The organism is Pseudomonas kielensis (assembly GCF_030505375.1).
Lineage (GTDB): Bacteria > Pseudomonadota > Gammaproteobacteria > Pseudomonadales > Pseudomonadaceae > Aquipseudomonas > Aquipseudomonas kielensis.
This window is the reverse complement of sequence record NZ_CP130043.1, coordinates 4,838,169-4,856,420: the sequence shown is the minus strand read 5'-3', so window position 1 is coordinate 4,856,420 and position 18,252 is coordinate 4,838,169. Positions and strand designations below refer to the sequence as shown.

Here is an 18,252-nt window from a genome sequence, read left to right as displayed (position 1 = left end):
CCTCATCGCGAGCAAGCTCGCGCCCACAGTGCTTTAGCCTGCCCGTAGATCTCGCGTACACCCAGCACATGTGTGGGAGCGAGCCTGTCCGCGATGACGGTATGTCAGCCACCATCGATACATCAGGCCGGCCTCTACCCAAACGGACGCAACATCAACACCGCCAACGGCGGTAAATTCAGCACCAGTGACTGCGGCTGCCCGTGACTACCTTCGTCTTCAGTCTCTGCGCCACCGTCGTTACCATAATTGGACCCGGCATAAATGCCCGCGTCGCTGTTGATCAACTCACTCCAGCGCCCGGCAAACGGTACGCCCACCCGATAGGCAGGACGCGGCACCGGGGTGAAGTTGGCCACCACCAGCACCGGTCGGCCATCCTTGCTCCAGCGCAGCCAGGCATAGACGCTGTTGATCGCATCATCGCCAATCAACCACTGGAACCCTTGCGGCACATCGTCCTGGTCGTGCAGCGCCGGCTCTTCGCGGTACAGCTGGTTGAGGTCGCTGACCAGCTTCTGCACGCCCCGGTGTTCCGGGTACTGCAGCAAGTACCAATCGAGCTGCTGGTCATGGTTCCACTCGCGCCACTGGCCGAACTCACAGCCCATGAACAACAGCTTCTTGCCCGGATGCGCCCACATGAAACTCAGGTAGGCCCGCAGGTTGGCGAACTTCTGCCAGCGATCGCCGGGCATCTTGTCGATCAGCGAATGCTTGCCGTGTACTACTTCGTCGTGGGAGATCGGCAGGATGAAACGCTCGGACCAGGCGTACACCAGACCAAAACTCAGCTCATTGTGATGGTGCGCGCGGTACACCGGGTCCTGCTGGATGTAGTGCAGGGAGTCGTGCATCCAACCCATGTTCCACTTGTAGTCAAAGCCCAGCCCGCCTTGCTGGGTGCTCTGGCTGACGCCCGGCCAGGCGGTGGACTCCTCGGCGATGATCAGGGCGCCCGGCGCCTCGAGGTCGACCACGTCATTGAGGTGGCGGACAAAATCGATGGCTTCCAGATTCTCCCGTCCGCCATGGCGGTTGGGCACCCATTCACCGGCCTTGCGCGAGTAGTCGCGATAGAGCATCGAGGCCACGGCATCGACCCGCAGCCCGTCGATATGGAAGTGCTTGAGCCAGTGCAACGCCGAAGCCAGCATGAAACCGTGCACTTCGGTGCGCCCCAGGTTGTAGATCAGGGTGTCCCAGTCCTGGTGGAAGCCTTCCTGCGGGTTACCGTATTCGTACAGCGCGGTGCCATCGAACTGCGCCAGGCCATGGGTGTCGGTGGGAAAGTGTGCCGGCACCCAATCGAGGATTACCCCAATCCCGGCCAGGTGACAGGCATTGACGAAGGCAGCGAAGTCACTGGGTGAACCGTAGCGCGCACTGGGTGCGAACTGCGAGAGCGGCTGGTAACCCCAGGAGCCGCCAAAGGGATGCTCCATGATCGGCATCAATTCGATGTGGGTGAAACCCAGGTTTTGCACGTAGGGAATCAGACGTTCGGCCAGTTCGCCCCACTGGTACTGGCGCGCCACTTCCCCGACATCGTCGACCTCGCACTGCCAGGAACCGGCATGCAGTTCATAGATCGACAACGGCGCGCTCGGCAGGTGACGCTCACCGCGGGTCTGCATCCAGGCGTGGTCCTGCCAGTCGATGGTCAAGGGGCCGGCGACTTTCGACGCGGTGTCCGGCGGCAACTGGGTGGCCAGGGCCATGGGATCGGCCTTCAGCGGCAGGATCCCCTGGGCGCCAAGAATCTCGTACTTGTACGCTTCCCCCACCTGCAGGCGCGGGATGAACAACTCCCAGACCCCGGAGGGATGACGCAGGCGCATCGGGTGGCGGCGGCCGTCCCAGATATTAAAGTCCCCCACCACCGAGACCCGGCGGGCATTCGGCGCCCACACGGCAAAGCGCACCCCATCCACTCCGTCGACGTTCTGCAACTGGGCGCCCAGGCAGGCGCTCAAGTCACGGTGGTTGCCTTCGGCGAACAGATACAGGTCCATCTCGCCCAGCAACTGGCCAAAGCTGTAAGGATCCTCGGCCGTCTGCTCGCCACCGGCCCACTGGGTCCGCAGGACGTACGCCTGGGCCTGGGGGAAATGACCGACGAACAACCCCGGCACCTCGCTGGCCGTCAGGCTGCCCAGCACTGCACCGCTGTCACGGGCCAGCACCTGGACGCTCAAGGCGTCCGGCAGATACGCCCGAATGAACTGGCCGCCGGCGTCATCCCCGTGAGGCCCGAGAATCGCAAACGGATCCGGATGTTCGGCACGCACCAGCGCCTCGATGTCGCGCGCTGCCGGCAGCAGCGCTTCTTTGAGTCCCCGTTCCTTCATCACTGCTCTCCACCTATCTCGGAAAAGGGTTCAAGTCCACTTAACAACCCATAGAGCCCGTGCAACGGCACGGGTAGCCAGGCGGGACGATTTTCGGCTTCATACAGCACTTCATAAGCAGCCTTCTCCAGACTGAACAAGGCCAGCGCGGCGTCTTGCGCCCCAGGCATCTGCCAGGCATGAGCAAGACTAGCTGTCGCCAGCCGATATGCCTGGACAAAAGCGGCCTGTGCCTCACGTAAATACCGTTCAGTGACCCGTGCGCGTGCGACATCCGCTTGCTCGGTGCTGTCGACGCCCTGGCCGTTGCGCGCCATGGCCGCGGCGTAATCGAACGAACGCAGGACCCCGCTGACGTCCTTGTACGGGCTGTGCTTGCCCCGACGTTCATGCAATGCCCGCGCCGGTTCGCCCTCGAAGTCGATCAGGTAGGCATCGCCCTTGATCACCAGCACCTGGCCCAGATGCAAGTCGCCGTGGACTCGCATACGCAGGCCGCCCGTGGCCTGTTCGGCCAACCCTTGCAGGTGTTTGAGAATGACCTTGCGGTGTTCCAGCAAACGGGCCACCCGCTGCTGATCGCCAGCTCCCAGTTGAGCCTGGTGCTGCTTGAGCAACAGCAAGGCGCGTTCCAGTTGCGCGGCGATCGACTGGTACAACACCTGCTGATCCTTGGCGGTGGTCACTTCGCTGCCGAACGCCGGGTCCTTGCCGGGAGCTGCCAGCAACAGGTGCATTTCACCCAGGCGCTGGCCGAGCATGGCAGCGAAATCCTGCAGTTCGCCGAGGGCGTTGTAGTGCTGGTCCTGTTCGGACATGGCATCGGCCAGTTCGTCACGAATCGCCCGCTCAAGGTTGTTCTGGGTCCACTCCCAGGCATCGCCCTGGTTGCTCAGGTACCCCTGGGCAATCATCAGCAGGTGGTCCACGCCCTGGGCGTCGCGCCGCACCACGGAGCCGAGCAGCGGCGAAATATGTTCGAAGCCCGCCGCCGTCAGGTACGCGCCCATCTCCAGCTCAGGGTGCACACCACCGGCCACTTTGCGGATCAGTTTGAGCACCAGGCTGCCCCCGATCACCACTGAACTGTTGGACTGCTCGGCGGACAGGTAACGCACTTCGGACTCGGCCCCAAGCCCCAGCTGCGCCAGTTGGCCAGTGGGTTCGAAACGAATCTCGCCGTCGCTGGACGCCAGCACCGTCTGTGCCTGGATCGCCTGCAACACCGCCCGCACAAAGCTGTCGAGACTGAACGCATCGGTGACCAGGCCGACCTGCGGCCCACGCCGGACCCGCGACAGCGCCAGTTGCTGGGGCAACGCCGCCCCCACCTGGTCCTCGCCAAGAAAACCGAAGGGCAATTGATACCGGCTGGTCTGGCCCTGGCTGCTGACCTCGATTTCGCTCAGCAACACCGGATGCTGGGCATCGCCAAAACGCACCCCATAGGCAATGTGCACCGATTCGATGCTGGCATCCTTGCCGGCGAACCAGCGGCGGTTGAGCAGCCAGCTGGGTAGCACGCTTTGCTCCAAAAGGGTGCGCGATGGTGCTTCAAGCAACTCTTCCATGCGCTTTTTCAGGACCAGGGTGGTGAAGTCCGGCAAGCTTTGCGCCGGCTCCACGTGCCAGCTCGGCATCTGGTTTTCCGCCGCCAGCACGAACCAGTAGAACCCATAGGGCGCCAGGGTCAGGAGAAAGCTCAGCTGGCCGATGGGCGGGAAGGCGTTGCCCCCCAGCATCTCCACCGGGACCATGCCGACGTAGGCCGACAGATCCAGCTCGGCCGCTTGCGCACTGCGCGACACGTTGGCCACGCACAAAATGGTTTCGTGGCGGCCATCGGCCCCGGTGAATTCACGGGTATAGGCCAGGATCCGGCGATTGCTCGGCGACAGCATTTTCAGCGTGCCGCGGCCGAACGCCTTGGATTGCTTGCGCACCGCCAGCATGCGCCGGGTCCAGTTGAGCAACGAGTGGGGATCGCCCGCCTGGGTTTCGACGTTGACCGACAGGTAGCCGTACTGCGGGTCCATGATCGGCGGCAGCACCAGGCTGGCCGGGTCGGCGCGGGAGAAACCGCCGTTGCGATCGATCGACCACTGCATGGGCGTGCGCACACCGTCCCGGTCGCCCAGGTAGATGTTGTCGCCCATGCCGATTTCGTCGCCGTAGTACAGGGTCGGTGTGCCAGGCATCGACAGCAGCAGGCTGTTGAGCAGCTCGATCCGGCGTCGGTCACGCTCCATCAAGGGCGCCAGGCGCCGGCGGATACCCAGGTTGATCCGTGCCCGACGGTCGGCGGCGTAGTAATTCCACAGGTAATCGCGCTCCTTGTCGGTGACCATCTCCAGGGTCAGCTCATCGTGGTTGCGCAGGAAAATCGCCCATTGGCAGTTGGCCGGGATCTCCGGGGTCTGGCGCAGGATATCGGTGATCGGGAAGCGGTCTTCCTGGGCCAGGGCCATGTACATGCGGGGCATCAGCGGAAAGTGGAACGCCATGTGGCACTCGTCGCCGCTGTCGCCGTGGGGATCGCCGCTCTTCTTGTTGCCAAAGTACAGCTGCGTGTCCTCCGGCCACTGGTTGGCTTCGGCCAGCAGCATGCGATCCGGGTAATTGGCGTCGATCTCGGCCCGGATCTGCTTGAGCACGTCATGGGTCTCGGGCAGGTTTTCGTTGTTGGTGCCGTCGCGCTCGATCAGGTACGGAATGGCGTCCAGGCGCAGGCCATCGATGCCCATGTCCAGCCAGTAGCGCATCACCGACAGCACCGCCTTCAAGACCTGCGGGTTGTCGAAATTGAGGTCCGGCTGGTGGGAGTAGAACCGGTGCCAGAAATACTGGCCGGCCACCGGGTCCCAGGTCCAGTTGGACTTCTCGGTGTCGAGGAAGATGATCCGGGTGCCGTCGTATTTCTGGTCGTCGTCGGACCACACATAAAAGTCCCGCGCCGCCGATCCGGGCTTGGCCTTGCGTGCCCGCTGGAACCAGGGGTGCTGGTCGGAGGTGTGGTTGATCACCAGCTCGGTGATCACCCGCAACCCGCGCTTGTGGGCTTCGGCAATGAAGCGCTTGGCGTCGGCCATGGTCCCGTAGTCGCTGTGCACGCCACGGTATTCGGCGATGTCGTAGCCATCGTCACGCCGTGGCGAAGGGTAGAACGGCAACAGCCAGATGGTGTTGACGCCAAGGTCGGCGATGTAATCGAGCTTGGCGATCAGCCCGGGGAAATCGCCGATTCCGTCGTTGTTGGAGTCGAAGTAGGATTTGACGTGAACCTGGTAAATCACCGCATCCTTGTACCAGAGCGGGTCATCGCTGAAGGTGGCTGACCTGGGTTTCTTCGCCATTACAATCTCCTGTTCAATGGGGGGTGGCAGGACCGGTCGTGCGGGCCTTGTGAGCCCGCGCTACAGCGATATCCGCCAGATGCCGAACGGTTGATGCCAGGGCTCGATGCGCATCCATTGGGTCTTGCCGTACCAGCTCCAGCGATGGCCGTTCATCAAGTCTTCGCCCTGGGTCACTGCGTCGTCCGCCAGGCCCAGCTCCCACAATGGCAGTTCGAAATGCGCCTCCTGGGCGTTGAACGGATCCAGGCTGACGGCCACCAGAATGAAGTTACTGCCATCGGCGCTGCGTTTGCCGAAGTACAGGATGTTGTCGTTCCAGGCGTTGTACAGCTGCAAGCCCAGATGGCTGTGCAAGGCCGGGTTCTGCCGGCGGATGCGGTTGAGCTGGGCGATCTCGGCGATGATGTTGCCGGGGGCATTGAAGTCGCGGACGCGGATCTGGTACTTCTCCGAATCCAGATACTCCTCTTTGCCCGGTACCGCTGCCGACTCACACAGCTCGAACCCCGAGTACATGCCCCACAATCCCGAGCCCATGGTCGCCAGCGCCGCACGGATGAGAAACCCGGCACGCCCTGATTCGTGCAGGAAGCCTGGGTTGATGTCCGGGGTGTTGACGAAAAAATTCGGCCGGTAGCATTCGCGCCAGGGCGACTGGTTCAGTTCGCTGAAGTAGCTGGCCAGCTCCTGCTTGGTATTGCGCCAGGTGAAATAGGTGTAGCTCTGGGAGTACCCGACCTTGCCCAGGCGCGCCATCATCGCCGGCGTGGTGAAGGCTTCGGCGAGGAAGATCACCTCGGGGTACAACGCCCGCACATCAGCGATCAGCCATTGCCAGAACGGCAGCGGCTTGGTGTGCGGGTTGTCGACGCGAAAGATCTTCACCCCCTCCTCGACCCAGCCGACCACGATATCGCGCAGCTCCAGCCATAGGCTGGGAATGGCCTCACTGCTATAGAAGTCGACGTTGACGATGTCCTGGTACTTCTTCGGCGGGTTTTCCGCGTATTTGATCGTGCCGTCCGGACGCCAGTTGAACCAGCCCGGATGTTGCTGCAGCCATGGGTGATCCTGGGAACACTGGATGGCGAAGTCGAGGGCGATTTCCAGGCCGTGGTCGGCCGCAGCCGCCACCAGCCGACGGAAGTCTTCGCGGCTGCCCAATTGCGAATGAATCGCCTCATGGCCGCCCTCCTCGCTACCGATGGCATAGGGGCTGCCCGGATCGTCCGGCCCGGCCGTCAGGGCGTTGTTCGGCCCCTTGCGATAGCGGCGACCGATCGGATGGATCGGCGGGAAGTACAGCACGTCGAAGCCCATGTCCTGAATCATCGGCAGGCGCGCATGCACGTCATTGAAGGTGCCATGGCGCGCGGGGTCGTCGGTGATCGAACGCGGAAACAGCTCATACCAACTGGCGAACTGCGCCAGCTCGCGCTCCACGTCCACCGGGTACTCCGGGCTCAGGCTCAGGTAGGCACGGTGATCGGCCTGGCCCATGAGTTCGGCGCTATCGGGGTGCAGGAACAAAGCGACCTGCTCGGTTTCGAGCAGGCCGGACAATTGCTGGTGCAGCGCCGTCAGTTGCGCCTTGAGTGGCCCTTCGGCGCGCTCGGCGGCCTGCAGGACGTGCAGCCGGCCTTCCTGCAGCTCCAGGCTGACGGGGATATTGGCAACGTGCTTCTTGTCCAGTTCGTAGCAAAAACTGGCGAAGTGATCGATCCAGGCTTCGATGCAAAACACATGACGACCCTGGGCCGGCACACGAAAACGCCCCTGCCAGGCATTGTTGCCCAGGTCGGCCATCACCTCGCTGCGCCACACTGCATCACCCTCGCCACGCCAGCGCAGGCGTACCGCGAGCTTGTCGTGACCGTCGGCGAACACGTTGCTGGTCACCTCTACGTCCTGCCCCACCACGGCCTTGACGGCAAACTGCCCGCCTTCGAGGATCGGCATGGTGCCTTCAATCACGATGCGCGGCAGCAGCAGCGCCTGGGACAGTGGAATGTGGGGGTTGTAGCTCAACTCATCAGGTTTCGCAGCCGTCATCGAGCCTCTCTCCTTTACGCCCCAAGGACGCTCATGTGTCTGGGTGTCGTCGGCAAGGTAGTCCCGCACCGAATGAGCTCACTTAGGTTCCGAGCGACAGGCACCGGCAAAAGTTCATAGGGAATTGGCTGGATCCGAATCCTCGGCGCCGTGGTCAACCTACTTAAGCACGACTCAGGCCAGATGCCACTGGGGGTTGGAAAATCCCCCATCCACTCCCGACAGCAGCAGTGGGTATCGATAATCCAGCACTTCTGCCGGCGAGCACGTCGCTATCGAGATCGGTGCTGCAGTAGAGGCAAACTCGCTAATAAACCTCCAGCAATCCTCAGTATTGAATGGTCACCATGACAACCCTGTGAAACACATACCGCTCGTCGGTTTTTCTTGGCCGGTTAGTGCGAATAAAAATACGCAACCTACGTGAGCTTAAGAAACGCACTACAAACATCTTAAGAAGCTTCAGCGCCTCAACAAAACGGATTACAACAGGCCATCTATTAACACCCCCATAAAATCAGGACAAACCGTAGAAAAGTCACTCTTTCGCCCTGGTTTATATCAAAAACAAAACAATCAGAAATCAATCTTAAACTCGCAAGAAAATGTTCAAATATTCGAGAGAAACCTCCTACAGCTACAAACCCAATCAATTTGCAACACGCGCCCCGCCAGACTAAAAGTTGAGAGCCACTTGATAGGAAGTGGCTCTCAACCGATCAGGAGTACAAAAATGAAACCAGGAAATTTGATCGAAACAGTCTTCAGTTTCAAAAGTGAGTTTGGAGAAGCCTCAGTACCGCAAATCGCGGGAGGTTCTGGCGGAGCCGGTGGCTGTGGTGGAAGTGGTGGTTGCGGTGGTGGTGGCGGTTGCAGTGGTGGAAGTGGCGGTTCCGGCGGATCCGGTGGTAACGCGATCTCAACCCATCCAGACAATGAGCAATCTAAATAGCCTACTTAAACTCTAAAATGAGAGTTGGCCTTTTCGATACGTTCTGAAAGGCCAACACAAGGACAGCCATGAAACTAAGCATCGAAAACTACAACCTTCTTAACTTCAACAATGACAGCATTATAATCTCACCAAAAGGTGTATCCCGAGTGACATCTCCGTCTCTTTTAGACGTATTAAAAAAACTACAAAATCGAACAAGCATTTCAGAAGCTGATCTATCTAGCTTATTAAGCGAACATCACCTTGATTACGAAGACGCCTACCGATCGCTTGAAAAATCAGTAGGTCTAAAATCTGACAGACCTCTATTTTTTGAAAAAATAATCGTCGCCCACGACTGGGAGGACCGTGAGTACCTCGAATCACTTCTAGCAGACGAACTACCTGACTCGACAATCACTTGCCCAATATCGGAACTGACCATAACCGTAAATAATGAAACGCGATATCTCATAGCAATCACCTATCAGAATTATGACTATAACGAGTTAAAAAGTATTTACTTCCAACTTGCGTCCACCCTACCTGAAAGTGCAATTATAATTTGCTACCCTGCAGGAGCATCCTACGTAATAGGGCAACCCCACGTTCAAGCACTAGGCAATGCCTGTCACTTCTGCTCTATAGATAGAGTGATTAGTCATGAAACCTATAAACCCAGCAAAAATACATGGTCAAACTTGCTCAATTTTTGTCAAAGCCGATATATCCCAACCCCATCAGCACTACCAACCCTTTATCAAAAGGCTTTAATTATTGGCGCATTGGTCCAAAAGATAAAATTCTTGACCGGTACAAACGGTGCTTGCCGCTATCAAGACAACATTCTTCAAGAAACCAATATTTCCCTCAGCAACGGGCAAGTTTCAGAGTCTTCAGTTTCACATTGGTGCATGTGTGACTGCCTGAGGAATATCAAATGAATAGTGTTCCTCACGACTATTACCTTAGGTTTCTCGACCCAATAGTTTATGACGACGTCCTTGACTTTCACAGCAAAGGAAATTACATCCTCCACCCTGCATTCCAGCCATCAACCGCCCTTCATTTTATTGACGAAAAACATCTAGAAAGATTAACAGGCAATGAGCTTAGACTTTATCCAGACATGGACATCTGCCTACCGACGAGAATTAATAAAACATCCAGCCCTCTCAATCGAAATGAGTCATGCGAAAAATTCACCAAAGCCAACATAACGTTCGATCTTATTGAAGATCTGGTCAGCCCCTTGATCTCTAAAAATACAGACCATTACAAAAGAGGTTACCCTAGCGGTGGTGCGCTTTACCCAATCGAGGTATTTATTTGCTCATTAATGAGTGACGAGCCAACATGGCCGTGCCCAGAAAAAATATTACACCTACTCCCTCAATCTGCAAAATTCGAAATCGTCCAGAACTCTGAATGCACAAACGAATTACGCTCTGCAATTTTGTCTACCTCAGGAACTATTGGAACACCAAGCCTCGCCATAATATATATCGCATACCTTCCCAAAACGATGTTCAAGTACAGATACAGAGGATATCGCCTAGCACTTATGGAGGCGGGTTCTATCTATATGCTAATCGACCTTCAAGCTAAAAATCTCAATCTTCAAAGCCGGCTTTGGTCTGCTTACACAGACTCAATGCTATGTAAATCGCTCGGATTGAATCCGGCGTTATTCCTACCTCTCTCAGTGCAGTTTGTAGGAGAATAAATGAATACATACAACCAGAACAACATATCCTCATTACCGACAATGTTGACCTGTCAGCCCTGCGGGATTAAATCCATACCTACATCAGCAGAAGTTAATGATAGATGGGGCAATGGTGGGTCAGGTATCGGCGCCGGGTCAAAAGCCATACAGTCTGCGCTCGGCGAGTACTTTGAACGACGCCACTTCTATATGGAGGTCATGCCCGACCAGCAAGGCCCTCTTGGGTATTCATTAACCCCAGAAGAAAAAATCAGTTTCGCAGTGGCGCTGAGTCAAACGTCCGAAAAAGCACATCAACCAGAAAAGATTGAAGAGCACACTTTTAATCTATCTGAAGTCTACAGAAGCGACGATTTTTCCAGTTGCCACATCCCAACCGCGTGCATATCACTTAGCTCACACAAAATTGAGAGCGACAATTTATTATACCCGCAACGTGATACATGCGGGTGCAGTTTTCACTGGGACCCCACGACTGCTATATTTGGCTCGCTAAAAGAAAAACTTGAAAGACAGTTTTTAGCTAAATTCTGGCTTACAAAAAGATGCAACAAGATAATCTCACCCACCGACACTGTTAATATGTTACGCAAATCCAATTCGTGCGCACTATACAAGCACCTACTGCGAGTCTGGAGAAAGCACGATTATTGATATCTCAGACGCCAACTTCCCAGGATCCTGCATCTTGACAGTTTACGGAAACCACAAAAAAGGAAGGCACGTAAATTACTGTGCCGGCATGGCTTATGCGGCAAGCGTGGAGGAAGCAATAGAAAAGTCTATTAACGAACTTTGGCAGACGTACCGTTTCATAGATGTTTTTACTGCCACCGACAGCGCGCACTCTGACATTGACGACCCCTACCTGAAGTACTTTCTGAACTGTAACAACTATACAACTTACAGAACAATTACCACCACGCTCATTCAGCCACCACCGCAACCCAGCAAGTCATTCGAATTTAACGAACAAGGATTACTTGCCGCACTCGACAATCAGCACATCAAAGGCTTCATCTACTTAAAGCCAATGACCATCAATAACTCCACATGCTACGCGAGCAAATACATATCTCCAGATCTGTTTTTACACATGAACAACTCAGCAAACATAAACCTCCGAAACAAATACTCGGAAAAGTTTCTGAACGAAATCTACGAAGATCGTAAAAAATTCATGGTCCCTTTCCCATAAAGAGAACACCCATGCTTAGCACAATAACTTATCGCACCATAAAAATCAGTACCGTCTTCATAAAAGAACAGCTTAAAGAACCTACCGCTTTTTTTTGGACAATACTCTCGCCAACGGCGCTATTTTATTTACTGAACTACTCCAAAGGCATTACTCCCCCCTACCAGGCGAATTATATGGAGGCGACGTCTTGGTTCTATGCCTACATATCTTCAAGCGTCGCTTTTTTTGGTTTCTCCTTTTACATCATCGGACGCCGAGAAAGCGGATTTACACGATCTTTTATCTACACACTTGAAGCAAGAACCATTTTCTTACTGGGTCAATTCCTGGCCTATTCATCAATATCGGTATTTTACTGTCTGGCGTTTTACTTGCTTACACGCCCCGCTTTCAGTGCCTACTCCATAAGTGAAGCGACGTTCATCGTTGGTCGCTTCTACCTCTGCTTTCTCCTTTTCAGCATACCCGGTCTCTTACTGACACTCCCTCCCCTTACGTTTCAAAACGCCAACACCACCTTCTCAATCATCTCTTTTTCAATGCTCACACTAGGTATTTACAGCGCAAACATCACGCCATCAACCTCGTATTCTCTATACAACATCAACCCGCTAGCCATGGCTTACAACATAATCTTGAACGGTACACAGAGCAACCTGCCACACTTAATAATCATATTAACGTTATTCCCCATCACCTTTCTTCTTACCCTGCGCTTCTTAAGAGTCAACCCGGTATGGAGCAGATACTAATGAAATCACTATCAGTCAACAATATTTGTTTCAGATATCCAAACAGGCCAATATTCGTCAACGCCTCAATATCTGTAGAGGCCGGTTCAATCGTGGGTTTACTAGGCCCAAATGGCAGCGGGAAAACCACATTTTTCGACATGATATGCGGATTATTGAACGACAGAAATCTTGGAGTGAATAGCACATTCAAACACCCACTGTACCTCACTCAATCTTTAACAACCCCACACACACTTCGCATGTCTGATGTCTTCAAGCTGATTACGACCCTCTGCTCATCAAAAAATATTAGCCAACAGTGTGCAATTGATAAACTCCGGGCATGGAGCCCCGAAATCATTGATAGATACAAGGCGCTATGGAATAAAAAATCCACTCTCTGTAGTTACGGTGAGAAGCGCTGGTTCTTCACATTAACCTTACTCGCACTAAGTGCCGACCTGGTTATCCTGGATGAACCCAGTGCCGGGGTTGACCCGGAGTTCCGCCACTACATCTGGAAATGTTTAACGGGTGCGGCTCGAGAGGGGGTCGCCATTTTAGTCTCGTCACACAACATTGAAGAAGTGTCTGCCCACTGCGATCGTTTTTATATGATTAGTGAATGCACTTTCAAACCCTTTCAATCCGGCGCTGAATTTATTAGCCACTACGAGACCGATAGCCTTGACGAAGCATTTATCCGGGCAGCCACGACCTCTGCTCCCTAACCGTTGCGCTCGATGCCTGGAATCAAATCCACACGCGGGAGGTCAACCCACATAAGCAGGACCCACGCCACGTGCCGCTGGAGGTTAGACCGATGACCAATCCCTTCCCAGGAGAAACCCCGGACCCGAACATCGATCATCCGGTGATCCCCGAGACCGATCCGCAGCCGGTTCCCGAGCAGGACCCGCCTGGCACCAACCCGCCACCGCGGGAGGAGCCACCGACGCCGATGCCGCCGGTGATTGTCGGCCCGGCATAAAAATCTGTCCCTACGGTTCTTTGTCCTTATCGAACCGGTTGACGATCCACGGCATCACGCTGAACACCGCCAAGGCCAACAAGGTGCTGAGCACCGCCGTCGACTCGCGGCCCATGCCGGCGGCGACGCCGATGGCGGCGGTCATCCACAGGCCGGCGGCGGTGGTCAGGCCCTTGACGTGGCTGTCGTCGCCGTCCTTGCCCTTGAGAATGGTCCCGGCGCCGAGAAAGCCGATCCCGGCAATCACCCCCTGCACCACTCGGCTCATGGCATCGGCCTGGGCCCCGGACATCTGCGGCACCAACACAAACAGGGCCGCGCCCATGGCCACCAACATGTGGGTGCGCACCCCGGCGGCCTTGCCCTTTTGCTCGCGTTCAAACCCCAGGATCGCCCCCAACAACGCGGCGATCAGCAAGCGCACGGTGATGCGCGTCAACTGCGACGCGTCGCCGATGTCGGCGAACTCCGCTTGCAGGGTGATCCAGACTTCATGCCACCAGGCGTCCATGAGGCAGTCCTGAAAAGAAGGTTGATAAGGCATGGACCGCGCTGACCGCTAATCGGTCGCAGCGAACGATGGGCGGCCCCAGGCCCCTAACGTGAAAGCCCCGTAAACAGTGGAGAGCCCCATGAGCGTGCGCATCGAAAACCAGACCTGCTTTTTCACCACCGAAAGCGGCGAAGAGATCCGCCTGGCCGCCGACGTGACCATCCTCACCGACAGTGAAAAGTCGATGTCAGCCGTGGACCTGGACGGTCAGCGCGTGTACATCACCGAAGCAGAAGCCGACGCATTGACCGTAGCAGGTGCGGTCGATGGGCGGCGGCACTTGAAGGTCACCGACAGTGATTCGGTGATTTGACTGATCGCTATCAAGCCCCCCGCCAGGTGCCTGGGATAGGCACCTGCGCCACGCCCGGCGGGGTGCATCAAGTTGTCGCAGGGGCGGCTCAGCGGCGCATCTGATCCGCTTTTTAATCCAATACCTGAGTCTGTTATGCAAACAGTTGCCCGCGCATAGTTCATTGGCCTGATGGAGGCTGATGAGCGAAAGACCATGAGCGAAAAAATCCCCGTCCGATTAGTAGAAACATTCGAGCCTTCGCGTTCAAAGATGAAGGCCAAATCCAGCGACAACCAGATCCACACCCGTAGCTTCACCGGCTTGTTCCGCACCTTGCGTGTCAGTGGTGCGGGTTTTCTGTTTCTGGCGTTTTTTGGCACCGTGTGGCTGAACTGGGGTGGCCGCCAGGCCGTGCTCTGGGACCTGGCGCAAAGCAAATTCCACATCTTCGGCGCGACCTTCTGGCCCCAGGATTTCATCCTGCTCTCGGCCTTGTTGATCATCTGCGCTTTCGGCCTGTTCGCGATCACCGTGTTTGCCGGGCGCGTCTGGTGTGGCTACACCTGCCCGCAGAGCTCGTTCACCTGGCTGTTCATGTGGTGTGAAAAAGTCACCGAGGGCGAACGCAACCAGCGGATCAAGCTGCAAGCCGCGCCCTGGACCCTGGAAAAACTGCTGCGTCGCTCGGCCAAGCACACCCTGTGGCTGGCGATCAGCGTGCTGACCGGCCTGACCTTTGTCGGTTACTTCACGCCAATCCGGCCACTGGCCGAAGAGCTGCTGACCTGGCAGATGGGCGGCGTCAGCCTGTTCTGGGTGCTGTTTTTCACTGCCGCCACTTACATCAACGCCGGTTGGCTGCGCGAAGCGGTGTGCATGCACATGTGCCCCTACGCACGGTTCCAGAGTGTGATGTTCGACAAGGACACCCTGACCATCTCCTACGACACGGCCCGTGGCGAACACCGTGGCCCGCGCAAGCGTGAGGTGAAGCCGGCCGAGGTGGGCCTGGGCGACTGCATCGACTGCCAGTTGTGCGTGCAGGTCTGCCCCACCGGGATCGACATCCGTGACGGCTTGCAGATGGAGTGCATCGGCTGCGCCGCCTGCATCGACGCCTGTGACTCGATCATGGACAAGATGGGCTACGCCCGGGGCCTGATCAGCTACACCTCCGAGCACCAACTGCAAGGTGGCAAGACCCGCCTGCTGCGTCCGCGCCTGATCGGCTACACCGCAGTGCTGCTGGTGATGATCGGCGCCCTGGTGCTGGCCTTGATGGAACGGCCGATGGTGTCCCTGGACGTGAGCAAGGACCGTGGCCTGTTCCGCGAAAACAGCCAGGGCCAGATCGAAAACATCTACAGCCTCAAGGTCATCAACAAGACCCAGCAGCGCCAGGACTATCGCCTGTCACTGGTGGATGGCGAGGGTTTCCAATTGCAGGGCAAGACCGAGCTGAGCCTGGCGCCCGGGGAGATTCTCGATGTGCCGGTGTCGGTCGCCATGACCACCGACAAGCCCGCCAGCAGCTCGCAGACCCTGAGCTTCAAGGTCAGCGACAGCGACGAGCCACAGGTCTACAGCGTGGCGAAGAGCCGCTTTGTTGCACCGATGAACCGCTGAGCCTTTACACTGCGGTGCTGTCATCGCGAGCAGCCCCTCTCCCACAGGAACAGTGCAATACCTGTGGGAGCGAGCCCGCTCGCGACACACTCACCTCGATTTTTCTGAATGACATCTATCGGGCTTTCGATGAAACGCTACGAAAAATTCGCTGACGACATTGCCGAGCTGATCCGCTCAGGCGTCCTGGGCCCCGGCCAGCGGGTGCCCTCGGTGCGTTATGCCAGCCAGACGTACGGGGTCAGCCCGTCCACGGTGTTCCAGGCCTACTACCTGCTGGAGCGCCGGGGCCTGATCCGCGCCAGGCCGCGCTCCGGCTACTTCGTCAACACACACGCCCCCAGCCCGTTTTCCGAGCCGGTGATCAGCAGCCAGGTCAACGAGTCCACCGAAGTCGACGTCAGCGAACTGGTGTTCTCGGTACTGGACTCGATCAAGGACCCGCACACCGTGCCGTTCGGCTCGGCGTTCCCCAGCCCGACCCTGTTTCCGCTGCAACGCCTGGCCCGTTCGCTGGCCAGTGCCAGCCGCGAGATGGACCCGCGCATGGTGGTCACCGACATGTCGCCGGGCAACCCACAACTGCGCCGGCAGATCGCCCTGCGCTACATGGTCGGCGGGCTGATGCTGCCCATGGAAGAACTGCTGATCACCAACGGCGCGCTGGAAGCCCTCAACCTCTGCCTGCAAGCCGTCACCGAACCCGGCGACCTGGTGGCCATCGAGGCCCCGGCCTTCTATGCCAGCCTGCAAGTGCTCGAACGACTCAAGCTCAAGGCTGTGGAAATCCCGGTGCACCCGCGTGATGGCATCGACCTTGGGGTACTGGCGCAAACCCTCGAACGCCACCCGATCAAGGCCTGCTGGTGCATGACCAGCTTCCAGAACCCCATGGGCGCCACCATGCCCGAGGCCAAGAAACAGGAACTGGTGGAGTTGCTGCGCCGTCATCAGGTGCCCTTGATCGAAGACGACGTCTACGCCGAGCTGTACTACGGCCAGCAAGCGCCGAAACCGGCCAAGGCCTTCGACACCGAAGGCCTGGTGATGCACTGCGGTTCGTTCGCCAAGAGCCTGGCCCCCGGCTACCGCATTGGCTGGGTGGCCGCCGGACGCTACGCGCAGAAGATCGAGCGGCTGAAGCTGATGACCTCGCTGTGCGCCTCGATGCCGGCCCAGGCAGCGATCGCCGATTACCTGCAGCACGGCGGCTACGACCGCCACCTGCGCAAGTTGCGGTATGCCCTGGAAGAACAGCAAAGCGCCATGCTGGCGGCGATCGCCCGCTACTTTCCGGCGCAGACCCGCGTCAGCCAACCGGCCGGCGGTTACTTCCTGTGGCTGGAGTTGCCGGAGCAGATGGACTCGTTGAAGTTGTTCCAGATGGCCCTGGCCCAGGGCATCAGCATCGCGCCGGGGCCGATCTTTTCCCCGACCCGGCGCTTTCGCAACTGCATCCGCCTCAACTACGGCAGCCCCTGGACCGAGGACACGGAAAAGGCCATGGAGACCCTGGGCCGCATCGTGCGCTCGTTCTAGCGCCCACCCGCCACGTCGATGAAGGTCCCGACGGCATAGGATGCCTTGTCCGAAAGCAGCCAGATAATGGCCTCGGCCACTTCGTCGGGACGCCCGCCACGGGCCATGGGAATGCCTGATTCGAGCTTGCTGACCCGGTCCGGGTCGCCGCTCAGGGCATGGAAGTCGGTGTAGATGTAGCCGGGACGCACCGCGTTGACCCGGATGCCTTCGCCGGCAACTTCCTTGGACAGGCCGATGGTGAAGGAATCCAGCGCCCCTTTGGAGGCGGCGTAGTCGACGTATTCCCCCGGAGAGCCGAGGCGCGAGGCGACCGACGAGACGTTGACGATGCTGCCGCCCTGCCCGCCATGTTTGGGCGACATGCGCAGCAGCGCGTGCTTGGCGCAGAGCATCGGCGCCAGGACGTTGGTCTTCAGGATTTTCAGGATGCGAAACTCGGACATGTCCTCGACGCGGGACTTGTGCCCGACCGTGCCGGCGTTGTTGACCAGCGCGGTGACCCGCCCCAGTTCATTGTCCACGCGCTGGAACAGGCTGATCACTTCGTCTTCTATGCTGACATCGGCACGCACCGCGATCGCCTGGGCCCCCAGGGCACGGACCTGGGCCAGGACCTGATGGGCCGCCTCTTCGTCCGCCTGGTAGTTGATGCAGATGCGATACCCCTGCGCTGCGGCCAGTAACGCCGTGGCCGCGCCAATACCGCGACCGCCACCGGTGATGACGATGACTTTATCCATGTTTGCGTGCTCCCCAATTCAGACGTGTAACCTCGCGTGGCAAGGATACCCGCCACAGCCGGGTTTTGCATGGGCACGAACAGCCGGGGGTTAGCCGCAGGCTTTTCTGCAGATCGGTTAAGCGTGTAGGAGCGAGCGCCCGCTTGCG

15 protein-coding genes are annotated in these 18,252 nt (G+C 57.7%); 10 read left to right on the top strand and 5 right to left on the bottom strand.

Annotated features, from left to right (window positions below; genetic code table 11):
* Positions 1-134: 134 nt before the first annotated feature.
* From glgB to Q1W70_RS22615, 3 genes are read right to left on the bottom strand one after another with little or no spacing between them, the layout of a single operon-like run.
* Entirely contained in the window at positions 135-2,351 is a 2,217-nt protein-coding gene (gene glgB / locus Q1W70_RS22625) for a 1,4-alpha-glucan branching protein GlgB (RefSeq protein WP_302097990.1), read from the bottom strand.
* Positions 2,351-5,704, bottom strand: coding sequence for a maltose alpha-D-glucosyltransferase (gene treS, locus Q1W70_RS22620; protein WP_302097989.1), 3,354 nt, complete (start codon positions 5,702-5,704; stop codon positions 2,351-2,353). Before treS ends, glgB begins: the two co-directional genes overlap by 1 nt.
* A 60-nt stretch (positions 5,705-5,764) precedes the next feature.
* The gene (locus Q1W70_RS22615; protein ID WP_166591684.1) at positions 5,765-7,759 is read right to left on the bottom strand and encodes an alpha-1,4-glucan--maltose-1-phosphate maltosyltransferase; all 1,995 of its coding nucleotides are present in this window, start codon (positions 7,757-7,759) and stop codon (positions 5,765-5,767) included.
* Between the two features lie 1,020 nt (positions 7,760-8,779).
* Here Q1W70_RS22615 and Q1W70_RS22610 point away from each other — a divergent pair.
* From Q1W70_RS22610 to Q1W70_RS22580, 7 genes are all read left to right on the top strand, one after another.
* The gene (locus Q1W70_RS22610; RefSeq protein ID WP_166591685.1) at positions 8,780-9,637 is read left to right on the top strand and encodes an McbB family protein; all 858 of its coding nucleotides are present in this window, start codon (positions 8,780-8,782) and stop codon (positions 9,635-9,637) included.
* Complete coding sequence (locus Q1W70_RS22605; protein ID WP_166591686.1) at positions 9,634-10,419, top strand: SagB/ThcOx family dehydrogenase; 786 nt, start codon at positions 9,634-9,636, stop codon at positions 10,417-10,419. The genes Q1W70_RS22610 and Q1W70_RS22605 overlap by 4 nt, the downstream gene beginning before the upstream one ends.
* A complete protein-coding gene (locus Q1W70_RS22600) occupies positions 10,420-11,076 on the top strand; it encodes a YcaO-like family protein (RefSeq protein ID WP_302097988.1) in 657 nt (218 codons plus the stop codon).
* A gap of 34 nt (positions 11,077-11,110) precedes the next feature.
* Entirely contained in the window at positions 11,111-11,620 is a 510-nt protein-coding gene (locus Q1W70_RS22595) for a hypothetical protein (protein WP_302097986.1), read from the top strand.
* Positions 11,621-11,631: 11 nt separating this feature from the next.
* Positions 11,632-12,375, top strand: coding sequence for an ABC transporter permease (locus Q1W70_RS22590; RefSeq protein ID WP_166591687.1), 744 nt, complete (start codon positions 11,632-11,634; stop codon positions 12,373-12,375).
* A complete protein-coding gene (locus tag Q1W70_RS22585; protein WP_302097985.1) occupies positions 12,375-13,088 on the top strand; it encodes an AAA family ATPase in 714 nt (237 codons plus the stop codon). The genes Q1W70_RS22590 and Q1W70_RS22585 overlap by 1 nt, the downstream gene beginning before the upstream one ends.
* Before the next feature lie 92 nt (positions 13,089-13,180).
* Entirely contained in the window at positions 13,181-13,348 is a 168-nt protein-coding gene (locus Q1W70_RS22580) for a hypothetical protein (RefSeq protein ID WP_166591689.1), read from the top strand.
* A gap of 10 nt (positions 13,349-13,358) precedes the next feature.
* On the opposite strand, the gene Q1W70_RS22575 is transcribed toward Q1W70_RS22580, so the two are convergent.
* Positions 13,359-13,859 (bottom strand): MgtC/SapB family protein, encoded by a 501-nt coding sequence (locus Q1W70_RS22575; protein ID WP_166591690.1) that lies wholly within the window; start codon positions 13,857-13,859, stop codon positions 13,359-13,361.
* A gap of 121 nt (positions 13,860-13,980) precedes the next feature.
* Between Q1W70_RS22575 and Q1W70_RS22570 the strand changes: the two genes are divergently transcribed.
* From Q1W70_RS22570 to mapR, 3 genes are all read left to right on the top strand, one after another.
* The gene (locus tag Q1W70_RS22570) at positions 13,981-14,214 is read left to right on the top strand and encodes a DUF3203 family protein (protein WP_166591691.1); all 234 of its coding nucleotides are present in this window, start codon (positions 13,981-13,983) and stop codon (positions 14,212-14,214) included.
* Positions 14,215-14,409: 195 nt separating this feature from the next.
* The gene (gene ccoG / locus Q1W70_RS22565; protein WP_166591692.1) at positions 14,410-15,822 is read left to right on the top strand and encodes a cytochrome c oxidase accessory protein CcoG; all 1,413 of its coding nucleotides are present in this window, start codon (positions 14,410-14,412) and stop codon (positions 15,820-15,822) included.
* Positions 15,823-15,951: 129 nt separating this feature from the next.
* On the top strand, positions 15,952-17,361 hold the full coding sequence (gene mapR / locus Q1W70_RS22560) for a GntR family transcriptional regulator MpaR (protein ID WP_095168749.1): 1,410 nt from the start codon (positions 15,952-15,954) through the stop codon (positions 17,359-17,361).
* On the opposite strand, the gene Q1W70_RS22555 is transcribed toward mapR, so the two are convergent.
* Positions 17,358-18,104: an SDR family oxidoreductase gene (locus Q1W70_RS22555; protein WP_166591693.1), complete on the bottom strand. Its 747-nt coding sequence runs from the start codon at positions 18,102-18,104 to the stop codon at positions 17,358-17,360. The genes mapR and Q1W70_RS22555 overlap by 4 nt on opposite strands.
* Between the last annotated feature and the right edge of the window lie 148 nt (positions 18,105-18,252).